The 16,214-nt window shown below is 42.1% G+C and carries 19 protein-coding genes; 9 read left to right on the forward strand and 10 right to left on the reverse strand.

Annotated features, from left to right (window positions below; genetic code table 11):
* Window positions 1-2 precede the first annotated feature (2 nt).
* The 5 genes from G458_RS0114220 to G458_RS20895 all read left to right on the forward strand — a co-directional run bounded on the left by G458_RS0114220 (window position 3) and on the right by G458_RS20895 (window position 2,983).
* A complete protein-coding gene (locus tag G458_RS0114220) occupies window positions 3-251 on the forward strand; it encodes a hypothetical protein (protein ID WP_026952481.1) in 249 nt (82 codons plus the stop codon).
* Between the two features lie 4 nt (window positions 252-255).
* Window positions 256-450, forward strand: a complete 195-nt coding sequence (locus G458_RS0114225) for a cold-shock protein (protein ID WP_026952482.1) — start codon at window positions 256-258, stop codon at window positions 448-450.
* Between the two features lie 182 nt (window positions 451-632).
* On the forward strand, window positions 633-1,121 hold the full coding sequence (locus G458_RS0114230; protein WP_026952483.1) for a hypothetical protein: 489 nt from the start codon (window positions 633-635) through the stop codon (window positions 1,119-1,121).
* Between the two features lie 79 nt (window positions 1,122-1,200).
* Window positions 1,201-2,475 carry a serine hydrolase domain-containing protein gene (locus G458_RS0114235; RefSeq protein WP_026952484.1) on the forward strand — a complete coding sequence of 425 codons (1,275 nt, stop codon included), beginning with the start codon at window positions 1,201-1,203 and terminating at the stop codon, window positions 2,473-2,475.
* Window positions 2,476-2,746: 271 nt separating this feature from the next.
* Window positions 2,747-2,983 (forward strand): dodecin family protein, encoded by a 237-nt coding sequence (locus G458_RS20895; protein WP_051287326.1) that lies wholly within the window; start codon window positions 2,747-2,749, stop codon window positions 2,981-2,983.
* A gap of 10 nt (window positions 2,984-2,993) precedes the next feature.
* Here the strand turns inward: G458_RS20895 and G458_RS0114245 are convergent, their stop codons facing one another.
* Together G458_RS0114245 and G458_RS0114250 are read right to left on the reverse strand one after the other, a co-directional pair.
* On the reverse strand, window positions 2,994-4,661 hold the full coding sequence (locus G458_RS0114245) for an amidase (RefSeq protein ID WP_035468254.1): 1,668 nt from the start codon (window positions 4,659-4,661) through the stop codon (window positions 2,994-2,996).
* A gap of 144 nt (window positions 4,662-4,805) precedes the next feature.
* Entirely contained in the window at window positions 4,806-5,558 is a 753-nt protein-coding gene (locus G458_RS0114250) for an SDR family NAD(P)-dependent oxidoreductase (RefSeq protein WP_026952486.1), read from the reverse strand.
* Window positions 5,559-5,783: 225 nt separating this feature from the next.
* Here G458_RS0114250 and G458_RS0114255 point away from each other — a divergent pair, with 225 nt between their 5' ends.
* Window positions 5,784-6,497 carry a head GIN domain-containing protein gene (locus G458_RS0114255; protein WP_026952487.1) on the forward strand — a complete coding sequence of 238 codons (714 nt, stop codon included), beginning with the start codon at window positions 5,784-5,786 and terminating at the stop codon, window positions 6,495-6,497.
* An 11-nt stretch (window positions 6,498-6,508) separates the two neighbouring features.
* Here G458_RS0114255 and G458_RS0114260 read toward each other — a convergent pair whose 3' ends face one another.
* Genes G458_RS0114260 through accC form a run of 4 tightly spaced genes read right to left on the reverse strand, consistent with a single transcriptional unit; the run spans window position 6,509 to window position 10,299 of the window.
* Window positions 6,509-6,877, reverse strand: a complete 369-nt coding sequence (locus tag G458_RS0114260; RefSeq protein ID WP_026952488.1) for a hypothetical protein — start codon at window positions 6,875-6,877, stop codon at window positions 6,509-6,511.
* 59 nt (window positions 6,878-6,936) lie between these two features.
* Window positions 6,937-7,524 (reverse strand): Maf family nucleotide pyrophosphatase, encoded by a 588-nt coding sequence (locus G458_RS0114265; protein WP_026952489.1) that lies wholly within the window; start codon window positions 7,522-7,524, stop codon window positions 6,937-6,939.
* Window positions 7,493-8,803, reverse strand: a complete 1,311-nt coding sequence (locus tag G458_RS0114270) for a DUF1015 domain-containing protein (protein ID WP_026952490.1) — start codon at window positions 8,801-8,803, stop codon at window positions 7,493-7,495. Before G458_RS0114270 ends, G458_RS0114265 begins: the two co-directional genes overlap by 32 nt.
* Entirely contained in the window at window positions 8,803-10,299 is a 1,497-nt protein-coding gene (gene accC, locus G458_RS0114275; RefSeq protein ID WP_026952491.1) for an acetyl-CoA carboxylase biotin carboxylase subunit, read from the reverse strand. The genes G458_RS0114270 and accC overlap by 1 nt, the downstream gene beginning before the upstream one ends.
* 183 nt (window positions 10,300-10,482) lie before the next feature.
* Between accC and G458_RS0114280 the strand changes: the two genes are divergently transcribed.
* Window positions 10,483-11,733: an aminotransferase class I/II-fold pyridoxal phosphate-dependent enzyme gene (locus G458_RS0114280; RefSeq protein ID WP_026952492.1), complete on the forward strand. Its 1,251-nt coding sequence runs from the start codon at window positions 10,483-10,485 to the stop codon at window positions 11,731-11,733.
* A gap of 102 nt (window positions 11,734-11,835) precedes the next feature.
* Entirely contained in the window at window positions 11,836-12,012 is a 177-nt protein-coding gene (locus G458_RS20900) for a histone H1 (RefSeq protein ID WP_035468257.1), read from the forward strand.
* A gap of 72 nt (window positions 12,013-12,084) precedes the next feature.
* Here the strand turns inward: G458_RS20900 and G458_RS0114295 are convergent, their stop codons facing one another.
* The 4 genes from G458_RS0114295 to G458_RS0114310 form a co-directional block, all read right to left on the reverse strand.
* Window positions 12,085-12,612 carry a DUF4136 domain-containing protein gene (locus G458_RS0114295; protein WP_026952493.1) on the reverse strand — a complete coding sequence of 176 codons (528 nt, stop codon included), beginning with the start codon at window positions 12,610-12,612 and terminating at the stop codon, window positions 12,085-12,087.
* Between the two features lie 70 nt (window positions 12,613-12,682).
* Window positions 12,683-13,288: a DUF6992 family protein gene (locus tag G458_RS0114300; RefSeq protein ID WP_026952494.1), complete on the reverse strand. Its 606-nt coding sequence runs from the start codon at window positions 13,286-13,288 to the stop codon at window positions 12,683-12,685.
* Between the two features lie 30 nt (window positions 13,289-13,318).
* The gene (locus G458_RS0114305) at window positions 13,319-13,945 is read right to left on the reverse strand and encodes a LysE family translocator (protein ID WP_026952495.1); all 627 of its coding nucleotides are present in this window, start codon (window positions 13,943-13,945) and stop codon (window positions 13,319-13,321) included.
* Window positions 13,938-15,491, reverse strand: a complete 1,554-nt coding sequence (locus tag G458_RS0114310; protein WP_026952496.1) for a GH3 family domain-containing protein — start codon at window positions 15,489-15,491, stop codon at window positions 13,938-13,940. Before G458_RS0114310 ends, G458_RS0114305 begins: the two co-directional genes overlap by 8 nt.
* Before the next feature lie 47 nt (window positions 15,492-15,538).
* Between G458_RS0114310 and G458_RS0114315 the strand changes: the two genes are divergently transcribed.
* Window positions 15,539-16,213, forward strand: a complete 675-nt coding sequence (locus G458_RS0114315) for a YggS family pyridoxal phosphate-dependent enzyme (RefSeq protein WP_026952497.1) — start codon at window positions 15,539-15,541, stop codon at window positions 16,211-16,213.
* The last annotated feature ends 1 nt before the right edge of the window (window position 16,214 follow it).

Below are 16,214 nucleotides of genomic sequence, written 5' to 3' on the forward strand. Positions count from 1 at the left end.
CCATGTCGAAAAACCAAAACACATTTATTAAAAAACAAAAAGCCGAGCTCAAAAAGCGAAAGCAAAAAGAGAAACTAGAAAAGAAACTTGAACGTAAGGCACAGCCGAAAGACGGAAGCCTTGAAAACATGATCGTTTATGTGGATGAATTCGGAAACTTCTCTGATTCTCCGCCTGAGCCTCCAGTACCAAAAAAACAATTAAATCAAACCAATAATTCACACAGCCGAAAGGCAGATCAAAACAAGTAAAATTATGAACCAAGGAACAGTAAAATTCTTCAACGAAACAAAAGGATTTGGATTTATCACTCCAGCAGACAACTCTGAAGATGTATTTGTACATCACACTGGACTAGTACACGAAATCCGTGAGAGAGATCAGGTTACCTATGACCTAGTACAAGGTAAAAAAGGTATCAATGCCGTTAACGTGAAAGTGGTAAAGTAATCTCCTCCTTTCACAAACGTTAAAGAGGTGCAGGCTTTGTCTGGACCTCTTTTTTTTTGCTTTCATTTTGATGTTTTTGAGCTCACAGACCCTGTAAGAGCCAATGGATTCAGTAAATCAAATTAAATTCTGAAAATCATAAAAATAACTGTAATTTCTGTGGCTTTTCGCCCAACACACCCATGAAAAACCATAGACAATTCCTTCCTCTTTTCAGAATATTTGCAATTGCCGGTATTCTGATTTCTAACTCACTGGTAGATGCTCGGGCTCAAGATTCCGAACCCAATCCCTATCGAAAAACAACACTCCATGGAGGACTTGGTTTTGCTGGGATATATGGTACAGCTTTTATCAATCTGGAACGGATGCTCACCCAATCCTTGGATAAAAAAGTAACCGGTACATTTGGAAAAGTAGGATATGGCACCTATGGTGCTTGGGGAGATTCGGGACAATACTTCAATCTCCAATATGGAATTATTACCGGAAGAAAGGCCAGTCATTTTGAAATGAGTGCTGGGCCGAATTTCGTAGTGAATGGAGATATGGATTTCCCGATTGCATTCAATTTTGCTTATCGCCACCAAAAACCAGGAAAACCATTCCTTTTCCGAACCGGCTTCGGTTTTCCTGAATCTTTGTTTTTTGCAATGGGTCTTTCCTTTTAAAGAAATGACTCATTCTTAAAATATAATTTCCATATTTAATTCTGCTTCAATACTTTAACCTCTAGCACCTACTCCTTCCATGAAACCTACATCCCTCCTATTCCCGATCCTGTTAATAGCCATTTTCTCCTGCTCCAAAGCTTCCAAAGAAGACCTTGTCATTGATGAATCGGCAAAAGCCCGGCTTGACTCAGCTCTCATCGAAATGGTGGAATCGGGAATGGTGGCTGGAGCATCTGCCTTAATTTATGAGAAAGGCGAAGAGGTTTACTTTAAGGCAGCGGGTTTTGCGGATAGAGAAGCACAAAAGCCAATGGAAAGAAATACTTTGGCCATCATCTATTCCATGACCAAGCCAATTACTGGAGTGGCATTGATGACTTTGTACGAGCAAGGTGCATTTCAACTTGACGATCCCTTGGAAAAATATGCTCCTGAATTCGCCAATATGATGGTTTTTGCGGGCATGGATTCGGTATCTGGAGAAATCAAACTTGAGCCACTTACCAGACCTATTACCATCAGAGATATCACCCGACATACCGCTGGATTTGCAACCAATCCAAACCAACCCGGATTAGGGGAGCTATTAAAGGCCGCTGATCCTGGAAACCGGAATAACACCTTGGTTCAAATGGCGGAAAAAATGGGGAAAGTTCCTCTCATGTTTCAGCCTGGAGCCCAGTGGGCTTATGGACCTTCGGTAGATGTTCAGGCATTCTTGGTAGAAAGACTTTCTGGCAAACCTTATGGGGAATATGTTCGGGAAAATGTTTTGGATCCTCTGGGGATGAGCGAAACACGATATTTCGTTCCAGAAAGTGATCAGAACCGCTTGTCGGCCATGTACCGAAGGTCGGAAGATGGTGCCCTGAGTCAAGTTCCGGATTCTATTGCTCATGCCTTCAATACTCAGCAGTGGGCCTTGACCCCGGGAGGTTATGGCTTGACTTCTACTTTGGACGATTACATGAAGTTTGCCCAAATGCTGGTCAATGGTGGAACCTATGAGGGAACCACAATTCTCAAACCGGAAACGGTGAAACTAATGGCTACCAACCAGCTGGATGAGAGCGTCACAGAGCGGATGTTTCTACCTAGTAAGGGGAATGTTGGTTTTGGGATTGATTTTGCCGTAAGAGTGGCTCCTACCTCTTCTCCGGAGGAAAATATGGGAATGGTTGGAGAGTATTTCTGGGATGGAGCAGCCAGCACCTTATTTTGGGTAGATCCTCAAAACAATTTGACAGCAGTTCTCTTCGTCCAAGTCATGCCTTTTGCCGGACAGGTTCATAAGAAATTCAGAGATGCAGTTTATGGGCCCTTTCAAGATCCCAACAAAGGACAAAATTAGATTGATTTCCTTTGGATAAGAATTCCAATACTGAGTTCTACCTTCAAATTTTAGTCTTATTCTGCTTATCCAAAGAAGCTCGCAACGCCTTCGGGTTGGGGAATATTTTAGAGTAAACGGGGAGATTATTCCCCATTTTTTATGCAAGAATTCCAAGGAATAAAATATAAAAAACCATTAATTGGCTTCTAGAGCCTGAATTTTAACAATAATGCAGTATTGTTTGAATTGGTATTCAACTTGATTTTTGGAAATCCTAAACTACAGGATCATGACTATCAAAAATATTGTTGAGGTTTCAGGGAAATCAAACAAAGGAATAGAAGCTGCTGTGGAAAATGCTGTTCAGGAAGTTTCAAAGCTTTTCATCAATGTCAGCACAATCCACCTCAAGGACATAAGAGTTCATATCCATAAAGGGAAAATCGACTTATACGAGGTTACCTGTGATTTGTCATTTTCCAGAGAAAAGACGGAGACTTTTCAAAGTCAAAGTATAACCGGTTAAGAGAAGCGCGTTATTTTTTCCCCGAAAACAAAGGAGGATTCTTTTCTTCAAAATCCGTGAGGTCTTGAAACGCCTTAGCCAACTCCAGTATTTTACCTTCTTGATACAAATTTCCCAGAAGCGTCAGGCTGGTTGGTCTACCCTTTTCATCAAAGCCATTGGGAATACTCAAGGCAGGATGTCCGGTAAGATTAGTGATCAACACTTGTCTGCTTTTACTCGCTGGGGCAATGATCACATCATAATCATCAAATAGATCATTGATTTCCTCAATCAGCATCGACCGAACCCGATTGGCTTGAAGGTATTCCACAGCTGGAATAAACCGGGATTGTCTCAGGGAATTTGCCCGGGACCCCTCGTGCTGCTCAACCATAAGATCCACCTCACCACTTCTCACCAAATCATCAAAGAAGGCTCCGGATTCAGCTCGAAGAATGATATCAAAAACCCCATAGGGATAGTTTTCAGGAAGCTCAATTGGGGTTAATTCTAATCCCATTTTCCGAAAAACTTCCAAGGAGGCGAGCATATTTTGGCCGGATTCAGTGGTGTCTTTTTCGATATCCTTTTGAAGGAAAGCCACTTTCAGTTTTTTCACATCACCTGCGGCAGAAAATTCAAAGGAAATCTCATTGGTCGAGGGATCATACTCATCCTTTCCGTAAATCGCCTGAAAAACAATGGCACAATCTTCTGCACTTCTGGCCATAGGGCCAATTTTATCCATAGACCAACTCAAGCTCATCGCTCCATGACGACTCACCCGGCCATAGGTAGGTCGGAGACCTGTGATTCCGGTTCGAGCTGAGGGCGAGGTTATCGAGCCCAAAGTCTCTGTTCCAATGGCAAACGGCACCAAGCCAGCAGAAGTAGCGGCTCCAGATCCAGCTGAAGATCCTGTAGCACCTTGACTCAAGTCCCAGGGGTTGAGGGTTTTTCCACCAAACCAAACATCCCCTCTTGCCAGGGATCCTGAGACTAGTTTAGCGATTAAAACTGCACCTTGTGCCTCCAGCTTTTGCACTACGGTCGCTGTCATGTCAATCACTTGATCTTTATAGGGTTCCGCTCCCCAAGTGGTCGGATAGCCTTTGACAGCGAGCAAATCTTTCACCCCATAAGGAATCCCATGTAGAATTCCCCGGATCTTCCCTGCTGCCAGTTCTTCATCTGCTCTTTTTGCCTGTTCCATAGCCAGATCTTCAGTGAGTGTGATGACGCTGTGGAGTTTGGAATCATGCTCCTTTATTCTGGAAATGAAAAACTGGGTAAGCTCCACGGAGGTAATTTTCCTGCTTTGAATTAAAGAGGCCAATTGTGGGATCGTGAAAAATGCAAGCTCATTTTTGTCTTCCGGAAGCTCAATAGCTTTGGGAATGGAAAAACTTGGAGAAGTTTCAAACACAGGAAATTGGAAAGCTCTTGGATGCGGGTCAAAAAGTACTGCGGGGAAAACTTCATTGGGGATTTCAATACTCCTTAGGCTGTCATACCCAGCCTTATTTCTTGCCAAATAATTCGCCAGTGGATCAAAGTGCTGTTTATTCAACTCCAGCCCAATTAACTTTTGAGACTGTCGGATACTTTTTTTAGAAACAGAATCTTCTTTACTCTTACAGGCAAATTGCAAAATCAATACACTGGAGACTAAAACAGCGGATAAAAGTGATCTCATTCAGGAATCAGGACTAGTGGGTGAGCAGGAATTTTTCTTCCGGTCAAAATAGAAAAATCCAAGTTGTAAACAGGACGAAATTGGGTTGATCGGTAAAAAATGCATAAAAAAAGCCCAAACCTAATGGCTTGGGCTAGCTGTGTTTTATTGGGCGAGATACCCTCCGTCCACGGGATAATAAGACCCAGTTACAAAACTGGAGTTGGATGAGGCCAGAAACAAAATCAAATCGGCAACCTCTTCTGATTTCCCCAGCCTATTCATGGGATGTAAAGATTCCACTTGCTTAATCGTCTCTGGCTCTAAAACATTTGTAAGCAATGGGGTATTGATATAGCCCGGTCCGATGGAGTTTACCCGGATATTTTGGTTAGCATACTCGAGGGCTGCTGCCTTTGTCAATCCCACCACTCCATGCTTTGAGGCTACATAAGCAGGGGAAAATCTTGTTCCTACATTACCCAGAATTGAAGCAATATTTACAATGGATCCTCCTCCAGATTTTAGCATAGCTGGAATTTGAAATCGCATCCCATAAAATACTCCGTTGAGGTTGATGTCCACGACTTTTTGCCAACCATCCAAGGGATATTCACCTGTAAGTGCCAAAGGTCCGCCGATTCCTGCATTATTCACCGCAATGTCCAAGCCTCCATAGGTATCCATGGCAAATTGAACCAAAGCTTCCTGCTCCTTGGCTTGGGATGTATCACATTTGAAAAAACTTGCCTCTCCTCCAGATTTTTTGATCTCCTCTAGGACTTCTTTCCCATGCCCTTCATGAATGTCAGATACAATCACTTTGGCACCCTGATTAGCAAAAAGAAGAGCGGCTGCTTTTCCAATTCCAGATCCAGCTCCAGTGATCAGTGCTACTTTGTTCGATAAGGTTTTCATTGGTCGTTTTGTTTGGTTAATGGTCAAAGAGGTAAGCCCTCCTTTTATTTTACGTACCAATAAATGTTTCGGGCCTCTAGACCTAGAATATTTACCTTAAAATGACTTTTATCATAACACAAGTAGTGGATTAAGGCATTTGGAATTTCCTAGCTCCATATCGTAAATGGGAAAATATGCGGGGTTTGATTAATTTGAAGCTAAATAAACTCTAAACCCAGCATTATGAAAACCCAACTATTAGTAATCGCCTTAATCTTATTAGGCATAATTTCCTGCAGTCCCAGAAACGTAGATGATTCTGACAACCGCTTTGAAAATGTGGAAGAAATCTCCGGAGTTGCTAGACTGAAAATCAGTGGAGTTATCAATCTGACTTTGATTCAATCTGATAATGAATCCATCAGTATTGAGGGAAGTGAGGAGCTCTCAGAGCGATTTAAAATTACTCAGCAAGGGGACCAATTAGAACTGGAATTGAAAGATGTGAAAGGCAATTTCTTCAAGGATAAAAGCTTGGATGTGACCCTTCAAATCGCCGATTTAAAAGAATTGGAATTTGAAGGAGTGGGAAATATCAAAACCCAATCTGCCTTCAATGTTGACCAAATTTCGATCCGAGGCGAAGGTGTAGGAAATATCAACTTGGAATTGAATGCGAATCGCATTGATGCAGATCTGGATCTGATGGGCAATATGAACCTGAAGGGAAAATCGGATCGGTTTAACCTGGACAATGAGGGAATCGGAAATATCGATGCATCCGGTCTAATTGCCCAAAATGTGGATTTGAGAAGCTCCGGGATTGGCCGAGTGGCTGTTCATTGCGAGGGAGAACTTTCCCTGGAAGTATCAGGTATCGGGGAAGTAAAATACACCGGATACCCTAAAGTCATCAAGGAAGACGTCAGTGGGATTGGAAAAGTTAGCCGGAATTAATCCGGCTTTTTTTATGAAGTGAAATTGCAGGAAGAATTCGAAGGCTTCCAGGCGATCCTCACATGGGTGATTTCTGAGGGATCAATGCCACTTTGTTCGCTCAGAAATCCAATATTTTCACCGCTGCAATCCACAACAGTGACTATGGAATTGCAAAACGGACAGCAGTTTTCCATTAAGAAGACTGTATTTCCCTTATATCTTGCTTCAACGATGTAAAAATACTCGGGAAATGAACTTGCCTCAATTTCTTCAATACGCTCCACGAACCAAGGCAAATTTTGGGCAGGATTTTCGACTCCACAGGATTCAGGACCTTCTGAATCTTTACAGGAAAAAAATACGAGACTTAGAAAAAGGAAAGGAAGTAAGTATTTCATCGTATTTGTTTTGTTTCCTTTACGGGAAAAAAGAATAAGACGCTACATCCCAACCAGGGTTACCACTTTTTCAACTGCTCATAGACCAAGTGCATCGGAAAGCCCATGACCGTATAATAGGAGCCTTGAATACTATTGACTCCCATGTATCCAATCCATTCCTGGATCCCATAAGCTCCAGCCTTATCAAATGGTTTATACTTACGGATATAATGCCAAATCTCCTCTTCCTCCAAAAAACGGAAGGTCACTACGGCCTCGTCTTCCAAGGTCACTTTTTTCTTTCTGTCCATCAAGGTGACGGCTGTCATCACGATATGGGAAGATCCTGAAAGGCTTTTGAGCATATCAAAAGCCTCTTCCTCAGAATTGGGCTTGCCCAAAATATGACCACGTTCTATCACCACGGTATCTGAAGTAATCAGGATTTCATTTTCCTGAAGCTCACCAGGATAGCTTTCAGCTTTGAGTTTGGACAGATAGGCTGCCACAAATTCTACCGGAATCTCCTCAGGGATAGACTCATCCACATCGAGCTTTCTTACTTCAAAATCGACTTCCAGCCCTTTTAGCAACTCCTGTCTTCTGGGCGAGCCAGAGGCGAGAATGATTTTTTTATTCTTGAGTTTTTGTAAAAAAGGCTCCATAGTCATAATCAAATTCACGTTGGTTGATACTTGCAAAAAGCAAACCACCCAAGGCTTTGGGATAAAAGTAAGTGGATTTTTGAGGCATCACCTCGCCCGATTTGCATACTTCCAATACTTGCTCCAGCTCGATCTCACGGGTAATTACTGCAAAACTTGCCTGCCCTTCTCTTACTTCCCGGATACAGCGAGAAAAGTTCCTTTCAAAGGCCAGTTGATTGGATGAGCGCTGATCTTCCTGCTTGATGCCCAGAATTTTTGAAAATAGCACCTCATGCAAAACCCAGAGATCAAGCTTCCTAACCGCTTCAGCCACTTCTGAGGCCAATTCATTCCATTTTTCTGGCTTTAGCTTGATGATCCACGCATCCTCTTTGAATACTAAGCCGAAGGACCAAACTCTTTGGAAGGTGTAGGTCGAGAGCTCCTCTGCGTCTCCAAATTGACGGATGTCAAACCACTCTCCTAACCTATCAAGCAGTTCTTTTTCTGAGATTTCAAGCCCATAAAAAAGCCGGTGTGTAGGAAGGATTTTCAGGTGATTACCGTGGGCATTGGTAAAATACATCAAATGATAATCCGAACCTTGCCACTCGGCCTCTGGAAATGCGTCTTGCTTATTTTTCCGATAGGCTATTGCTCCTTCCAATCGATGATGTCCATCTGCCAAAATGATCTTTTGAGGTTTAATTTTTTCCAAAAACTTGGCGATCACTTTCGCATCATGAATCACAGCCAACACTTCCCGAACTCCCTGATAATCTTCCAGTTCATAAATAGGGGTCGCCATAGCTGCATCCATGTATTTTTCCAATTCAAAGCTCTCATCTTCATACAAACCATGCGTCGGACTGACTTGAATTTCCGTGGCTTCCAAAAGATGAATCCGATCATTTACTGCCGAAACGATGGTGTTTTCATGACGGAGGATTTGGCCTTCATTCCAATCGTAGGCTTTAATCTGAGCGATAAAGCCTTTGCGACAGCGCTCATCATGATCTCCGGGCAGTCGGAAATACTGGTAATACACATAGATTCCGGGCAATGAATCCTGCCGGATTATTCCCTCCCGTTTCCAACGATTGAGTGTTTCCTTCGCTTCGAAGAAGGGATCTTTTCCTGTAGGAACGGATAAATGAATGCTATTCAGAGGATTTTGGTACAAAACTTCCCTTTGTTTGGAAGAAACGACATCAAACAAAGGAGCCGTCAATTCCTCCATTTTTTCACTCAAGCTTTCCGAATATCTCCAGGCTTTGAGGGGTAAAATCTCTGCCATCAGATCAATCTATTTTTCCAATTGGTGGTCGCTTGATTTGAAATCGGTGTTTTGGGATTTATTCTGTCTTCTTCTTTTTCATAGAAAACAACCGATAAAGCTGCAAGGATTTCTTTTTCCTCATCAGAGAATGTAGGTTCCAATTTATCTGGGGTGAAAAATCTTTCCACAAACTTGGTATCGAACATACCGGAAGTAAACGCCTCATGCTGAAGCGCAAAGCGACAAAAATCTAAGGTAGTCTCGATTCCGGTGATTCTATAGTCATTGATAGCTCTTATCATACGATCAATGGCATCCTGACGATTTTCTCCGTGAGTGATCAACTTGGCGATCATTGGGTCATAATAAATCGGAATATCCATTCCCTCTTCAAATCCATCATCCACCCGGATTCCTGGTCCCTGAGGTCTCCTGTAAGTGATCAGTTTTCCAATGTCGGGCAAGAAATTATTCTTTGGATCCTCGGCATATACCCTGACTTCCACCGAATGCCCATGAATTTTCAAATCCTTTTGAGAGAATGGAAGGGGATTTCCCTCGGCGATTTTGATTTGCTCGCGGACCAAATCCTTCCCTGTAATCATCTCAGTCACAGGATGCTCCACCTGCAATCGGGTATTCATCTCGAGGAAATAAAAATTCAATTGGTCATCCACGATAAACTCTACAGTACCCGCACCATAATAATTACAAGCCTTTGCCACACCAACGGCAGCTTCTCCCATGGCTTTTCGCATTTCCGGAGTAACTACGGCAGAGGGAGCTTCCTCAATGACTTTTTGATGCCTACGCTGGATCGAACACTCTCTTTCAAACAGGTAAACAATATTGCCATGCTGATCACCCAAAACTTGGATTTCAATATGTCTTGGGGAGGTAATGAATTTTTCAATAAAGACTGCTCCATCTCCAAATGCTGACTGTGCTTCTGACACAGCTCTTTGCATTTGCTCCTCAAATTCAACCTCAGAATCCACGATTCTCATGCCTTTTCCGCCGCCACCCGCAGAGGCTTTGATCAAGATGGGATAGCCGATTTCCTGAGCCTTTTCTTTGGCAGCTTTTATATCTGAAATCGCCTCTTCTGTCCCTGGAACTAATGGAATATCATACTTCGCAACTGCCTGTTTTGCAGCCAGCTTACTTCCCATTACTTCAATTGATTCTGGAGATGGTCCGACAAAAATCAATCCCGCATCGGTTATCTTTTTGGCAAAGGCTGCATTTTCTGAAAGAAAACCATAACCCGGATGAATAGCGTCCACACCCAAGTCCTTGCAGACCTGTATTATTTTATCTCCCAAAAGGTAAGATTGATTGGAAGGCGGAGGCCCCAAGCAAACGGCCTCATCGGCGAATTTGACATGAGGGGAAAGTCGATCGGCTTCAGAATACACTGCGACTGTCGAAATGCCCATTTCTTTGGCAGTCCGCATAATTCTAAGTGCAATTTCACCACGGTTGGCGACCAAAAGTTTTTTGATTTCTGGCATAAATCTCTAAAGGTTTCTTGGGTAGGTAAATCTTACTTGAGACGAAATAAGGAAATTATCTCGAGGAATACAGAATCCTGCATCTAATGAAACGGATTTTTGCTTCGGAGGCGATTTAGTTTTATTTTTGGCGGATTTTAATGTTCACATTAATTCAACCCACCCTCTAAACTTTAACAAGCTTTGGATCTATTTGCAAAATTAAAAACGAATATGGGCCCTTTGGGCAAACACTCTGAGTTTGCTGATGGGTATTGGTCATTCCCTAAACTGGAAGGTGAGATTGCTCCCCGGATGAAGTTTAAAGGAAAAGAAGTACTTACCTGGTCCCTTAACAATTACTTAGGACTTGCCAACCATCCCGATATTCGGAAAGCAGACGCGGACGCCGCTGCCAAATGGGGTGCTGCCTATCCAATGGGTGCACGTATGATGTCTGGTCAAACTGACATGCATGAGCAACTGGAAGATGAATTGGCTGCATTTGTAGGCAAAGAAAAATCTTACCTGCTTAACTACGGTTATCAAGGGATCATGTCTGTGATCGACGCTATTTTGGACCGTAAGGACGTAGTAGTTTACGATTCAGAATGCCATGCTTGTATTATAGATGCCTTGAGAATGCACCTAGGCAAGCGGTATGTATTCCCTCACAACGATATTGAAAACTGCGAAAAGCAGCTTGAAAGAGCTACAAAACTTGCTGCGGAAACCGGTGGTGGAATATTGGTCATTACCGAGGGTGTATTCGGAATGACCGGTGATCAAGGCAAATTGAAAGAGATCGTTGAGTTAAAGAAGAAATTTGATTTCAGACTCCTAGTAGATGACGCACATGGATTTGGTACTATGGGTAAAACCGGTGCCGGTACAGGTGAAGAACAAGGTGTGCAGGATGAGATCGATTTGTACTTCTCCACCTTTGCAAAATCCATGGCTTCCATCGGTGCATTTATCGCCGGCGACGCAGATGTGATCTTGTATTTGAGATACAACATGAGATCCCAAATCTTCGCAAAATCACTTCCGATGCTATTGGTGGAAGGTGCTTTGAAGCGTTTGGATATGCTGAGATCCCAGCCAGAATTGAAAGATAATCTCTGGAAAATCGTAAATGCGCTCAGAAAAGGCCTTCACGACAACGGATTCAGCACCGGTAAATCAAACTCCCCTGTCACCCCAGTTGTCTTGAATGGAACAGTAGGTGAAGCGGCAGCACTTTCCATGGATTTGAGAGAAAACTTCAATATTTTCTGTTCAGTAGTAATTTACCCAGTAGTACCTAAAGGGATGATTATCTTGAGATTAATCCCAACTGCGGTACATACTTTGGAAGATGTGGAAGAAACTATTGCTGCATTTTCTGCAGTGAAGGATAAACTGCTTTCCGGTGTTTATAAAAATTCTGAGCTCGCACTTTCTTTCGGAGAATAAAAAAAAAATTAAAAAAAACGGCCTCTGGATTGAAATAGTAAGTATTTAGGCTATATTCGATGACAGTAAACTTATCATCAACCTAAAAAATAAACTTTTACTATGAGCAGATTTAGTGAAGTAAAAAATCTAGTAATGAGCTTGGAAGCTGACTTCGAAAAGTTCTACGACAAAGGAAACCAAGCTGCGGGTACCAGAGTAAGAAAAGGAATGCAAGAGCTAAAGAACTTGGCTCAGGATATCCGTTCAGAAGTTCAGAACATGAAGAATGCCGGTTGATCCGAAGAAAAATAAAAAGGGTGGTTTCAATACCACCCTTTTTTTTGCCCCTTACTCCAGATATCCTTCTTTTTAATCAATAGAGGCCAATAACTCATCCAAAGCGATGGAAAGCTTTTCATTGTCAAAGGTATTTCCTGAGGCGACGATTCCAGTCCCAACACCCATCCAGGCAATCTCATAGCTCTTGGCATCCTGAATTAAAAAGATCACTTTTCCGATCATTCCTTTATTGATCACAAACTCGCTATTCCCACCTGATGAAAATCCTCCGGTGCCGTTGGCTGAATAAATAAACGGAAAAGGAACAGAGGAAGATTGACCTAGTTCTTGGATGAATTCCCTTGTGACTAATACAGATTGAATCAAAAAATCAGGATTTTCCTCAGCTTGAACAAAGCCAAATTCCACCAATCGATCCTGAAAAATCTGGGTAAGGGCCTTATTTTTCTTTGTAGAATACTCGGAATCCACCATTTTAAAGGAATGATACCTTCTCAAATTCTCCTTTTTGGCAAAGGTGTCAATGGTAATGGAATCAGATACCTTGCAGGAAAATGTGGCCAATAAAAGTGCTGAGGCGAAAAGAAGTTTTTTCATAGTAGAAGAATTTAGGTAGAAGATAGGTGGATTTACGCTTTCTCCAAATAAAAAGTTTTCCTTCAGAGATTTACAGGTCAAATCTTAAGGAAACCCCCTGAGGACCTAGGCTAAGATTCTGAACCAGCTTGGGTAATTCCGCAGCATGAGATGCATGAAATCCATACATCACTCCATCAAATACCATCAAAAATGCCCCTTGAAGAATAATGGACTTTCCAAAACCCACCAATCTTTCCTTGTCTTTTCTAATTCCTCTTTCTTTTAAATACAAACCTCCGGCCATATAGGCTACATCCAAGGCTGCATTGACCAAAAGAATTTTCTCGATTCCATGTTGAGCTTCCATTGTGGCCCAAAAATCAGTTCCTGGAACCTCCTTAGTAGCCTGCCAGTATCCCAATCCTGCAATCACCAAATTGACAGAATTCCAATACATATTCATTTGATGAAAAGCTTTCACCTCTCCGGAGGTTTGGCTGGCTCCTATCCCACCCCAAATCATATTTCCTATTGCCCAAGAACCCAAAATCAACATTCCCTTTTGATTATAATCCAACCGCTGCAGGTTGAATTCTTTCAAGGCAGGTACCTCTTGCGCTACTAAAGGAGAAAAACCTAAACTCAGAAAAAGGATCAATAAAAGTCCTAAACGAAAAGATGTGCTTGTTTTCATGACCTTAAAACCAATATGTAAACCATAAGTTCACGCTATTATCCAAGTCATCCAAATCATCCTACCGCCAAAAAATATCATAATGAAGCCGACAGCCTTGTTTAAAATCCCCATCAACCTTGGAGTAACAAACCGGGAAAGCTGTTTGGCCACAAAGGCCTTAAGTAAATCAATGCAAAATACAGTCACCAAAATCCCTGAGTAGTATAAAAAAACCTGGGTTCCCGACCAGGATTCCTTCATGGACACTAAGCTTGCAATGGAGATCCAAAAGAGTAATACAAATGGATTTATCCCATTGATCGAGAATCCCTTGGCAAATGCTGTCCTCTTTTTATGAGTAGACAACTCGATCCCACCGGTATTGGGTCTATCGATACTTTTCTTGACCAAGGAGCTAATCCCAAATCCAACCAGAATTAAACCACCTACATAACCTAAAACCAGTTCAAAAAGGGTGTTATCGGCCAAAATCCGAATCCCAAAATAGGTTAGAATTACATACAAGGTATCACTGCACAGAATTCCCAAAGCCAAAACCATGGCATAACGAAATCCCTTTTCTAGGCTATTGGTGATCAAAGTGAAAAACACAGGCCCAACGATAACGCTGAGCAAAAGCCCCATGCTGATTCCTTCCAAGAGAGAATTACCCATTTGGCAATTCTTTAGCTTTGAGAAAATCTACCCAGGATTTAGCCTTCTCTCCTTTCAGTACTCTTGGAAATTTGTTTTGGCCTCCTTCTTTGCCCTGGATTCTCATCCATTCATAGAATACTTGAGCCGGAATCACGTCCAACAGTACTTTTTTCAAGGCATGTCTTCGTTCCACTGCATAATCATCATTGAGTTGGCAAAGGAATTCATCGATTTTGGCTTGTAGCACTTTTTTATCCACCTGATCATCGGTTCCGATATACCAGTGATGAGCAAAGAGATTTTTATAGGGAATTCCCAATACGGTAAATTCCCTAATTCTGATATTGAAATGCTCAGCAGCCATTTCAATCGCCTTATTCATATTGTCCACAGAGAGATGCTCTCCACAAAGACTCAAAAAATGCTTGGTTCTTCCAGTAATGATGATTTCAGATTCGTTTTTTGAAACAAACCGAATAACATCTCCTATCAAATACCTCCAGGCTCCGGCACAGGTGGTGATCAACAAGGCATAATCTTTCCCCTCTTCTACTTCATCAATTTTTAAGGTTTCGGCAGTCGAAAGGATATTCCCTTCTAGATCAAAGTTTTCCTCAGTAAAGGGCACAAATTCATGGAAAATACCATTATTCAGCACCAAACGCATGGATTTCCGGTTGGGCAAGGCTTGGAAGGCCAAAAAGCCTTCTGAAGCCAGATAGGTTTCCATATAAGTCAATGGTTTTCCCAGCAGGCCTTCGAATCCTTTTTTATAGGGTTCAAAAGAAACTCCCCCATGCACGAAAATCTGAAGATTGGGCCAGATCTCATGAATATTCTTAACCTGATACCGTTCGATGATTTTTTCCAACAAAATCTGAAGCCAGGCTGGAACTCCAACAATAATACCGATATCCCAAGTTTTTGCGTGTTCTACTATTTGATCCAACTTATCTCCCCAATTTCGATTTCTGGAAATCTTTTTTCCCGGCTTATAAAACCGCTGAAACCAGATCGGTAGATTTCCTGCGGTGATTCCGCTGAGGTCACCGGAAAAATAGGTTCCATTAAACTCCAGATCCGTACTTCCTCCTAGCATTAAAATGCCTTTGGTATAAAGAGAGGCGGGAAAATCATATTTAGAAAGGCTTAGAATCTGCCGGACTCCGGTTCTTCGAATAGCCTTCACCATGGATTTGGTGATTGGAATATATTTGGAAGCCGCTCCTGACGTTCCCGAGCTCAGCGCAAAGTATTTAACTCTGCCAGGCCATGTGACATTTTTCTTTCCTTCTTGGAGCTTATGCCAAAACTCTGCATGAATTGAATTGTAGTCATAAATTGGAACCTGCTCCTTGAATCGGACATAAAATGCATCAGGATCATTTCTGAATTCCTTCAAAATACCTTCGAAATCATACTTTTTTCCGATTTCAGTCCTGACCGACTTCAGTAAAAGTTTTCTCAATTGCTCTTTTTGCAAATCAAGAGGATTAGCACTTTCCTGCTCTAAACTTTCCCGAAGACGAATGCCTTTTTTAAGCAAATTGCTGAGGATTGCCATATCTTTGTTTGTGCCGTTTGGGTAAAAATGAACCATAAAATTAGAAAATGGACATCAAAGCCAACCTTGAATCCCTGAAAAAATCATTCGTCAATTCTGAGTGTAAACTTATCGCTGTCAGCAAAACCAAGCCCATCGAGGATCTAAAAAAGGCCTACGAAGCAGGCATACGTGACTTCGGAGAAAATAAGGTTCAGGAAATCCAAGCCAAACAGCCCGAAATGCCAGCTGATACCCGATGGCATATGATCGGACATTTGCAAAGCAACAAGGTCAAATACATTGCCCCCTATGTTTATTTGATTCATGGGGTGGATTCCTTTAAACTCCTCAAAGAAATCAATAAGCAGGGCAAAAAAATCGACCGGGTAATTCCAGTACTTCTGCAAATTCATATTGCCGAGGAGGAAAGCAAGTTTGGATTCGACAGGCAGGAATTAGAAGAAATGATTTCCTCCTCTGAATTTTCAGAGATCAGCCATGTGCATGTCAAAGGCCTGATGGGAATGGCTACTTTCACGGAAGATGAAACCCAAATCCGAAAGGAATTCAAATCCCTGAAGCAGTTGTTTGAATCCCTGAAAAACAAGGCTCTCCCCTCTTTTGTCCAAATGGAAGAATTATCCATGGGCATGAGTGGTGATTATCAAATCGCCCAAGAAGAAGGCAGTACCATGGTAAGAATTGGGTCAGCAATTTTTGGAGCCAGAAATTATTCATAAA

The organism is Algoriphagus mannitolivorans DSM 15301 (assembly GCF_000429425.1).
GTDB classification, from domain to species: Bacteria; Bacteroidota; Bacteroidia; order Cytophagales; family Cyclobacteriaceae; genus Algoriphagus; species Algoriphagus mannitolivorans.

Coding starts and splice junctions, on each gene's coding strand:
- G458_RS0114220 (WP_026952481.1), top strand. CDS start 3: ATGTCGAAAAACCAAAACACATTTATTAAAAAACAAAAAGCCGAGCTC.
- G458_RS0114225 (WP_026952482.1), top strand. CDS start 256: ATGAACCAAGGAACAGTAAAATTCTTCAACGAAACAAAAGGATTTGGA.
- G458_RS0114230 (WP_026952483.1), top strand. CDS start 633: ATGAAAAACCATAGACAATTCCTTCCTCTTTTCAGAATATTTGCAATT.
- G458_RS0114235 (WP_026952484.1), top strand. CDS start 1,201: ATGAAACCTACATCCCTCCTATTCCCGATCCTGTTAATAGCCATTTTC.
- G458_RS20895 (WP_051287326.1), top strand. CDS start 2,747: ATGACTATCAAAAATATTGTTGAGGTTTCAGGGAAATCAAACAAAGGA.
- G458_RS0114245 (WP_035468254.1), bottom strand. CDS start 4,661: ATGAGATCACTTTTATCCGCTGTTTTAGTCTCCAGTGTATTGATTTTG.
- G458_RS0114250 (WP_026952486.1), bottom strand. CDS start 5,558: ATGAAAACCTTATCGAACAAAGTAGCACTGATCACTGGAGCTGGATCT.
- G458_RS0114255 (WP_026952487.1), top strand. CDS start 5,784: ATGAAAACCCAACTATTAGTAATCGCCTTAATCTTATTAGGCATAATT.
- G458_RS0114260 (WP_026952488.1), bottom strand. CDS start 6,877: ATGAAATACTTACTTCCTTTCCTTTTTCTAAGTCTCGTATTTTTTTCC.
- G458_RS0114265 (WP_026952489.1), bottom strand. CDS start 7,524: ATGGAGCCTTTTTTACAAAAACTCAAGAATAAAAAAATCATTCTCGCC.
- G458_RS0114270 (WP_026952490.1), bottom strand. CDS start 8,803: ATGGCAGAGATTTTACCCCTCAAAGCCTGGAGATATTCGGAAAGCTTG.
- accC (WP_026952491.1), bottom strand. CDS start 10,299: ATGCCAGAAATCAAAAAACTTTTGGTCGCCAACCGTGGTGAAATTGCA.
- G458_RS20900 (WP_035468257.1), top strand. CDS start 11,836: ATGAGCAGATTTAGTGAAGTAAAAAATCTAGTAATGAGCTTGGAAGCT.
- G458_RS0114295 (WP_026952493.1), bottom strand. CDS start 12,612: ATGAAAAAACTTCTTTTCGCCTCAGCACTTTTATTGGCCACATTTTCC.
- G458_RS0114300 (WP_026952494.1), bottom strand. CDS start 13,288: ATGAAAACAAGCACATCTTTTCGTTTAGGACTTTTATTGATCCTTTTT.
- G458_RS0114305 (WP_026952495.1), bottom strand. CDS start 13,945: ATGGGTAATTCTCTCTTGGAAGGAATCAGCATGGGGCTTTTGCTCAGC.
- G458_RS0114310 (WP_026952496.1), bottom strand. CDS start 15,491: ATGGCAATCCTCAGCAATTTGCTTAAAAAAGGCATTCGTCTTCGGGAA.
- G458_RS0114315 (WP_026952497.1), top strand. CDS start 15,539: ATGGACATCAAAGCCAACCTTGAATCCCTGAAAAAATCATTCGTCAAT.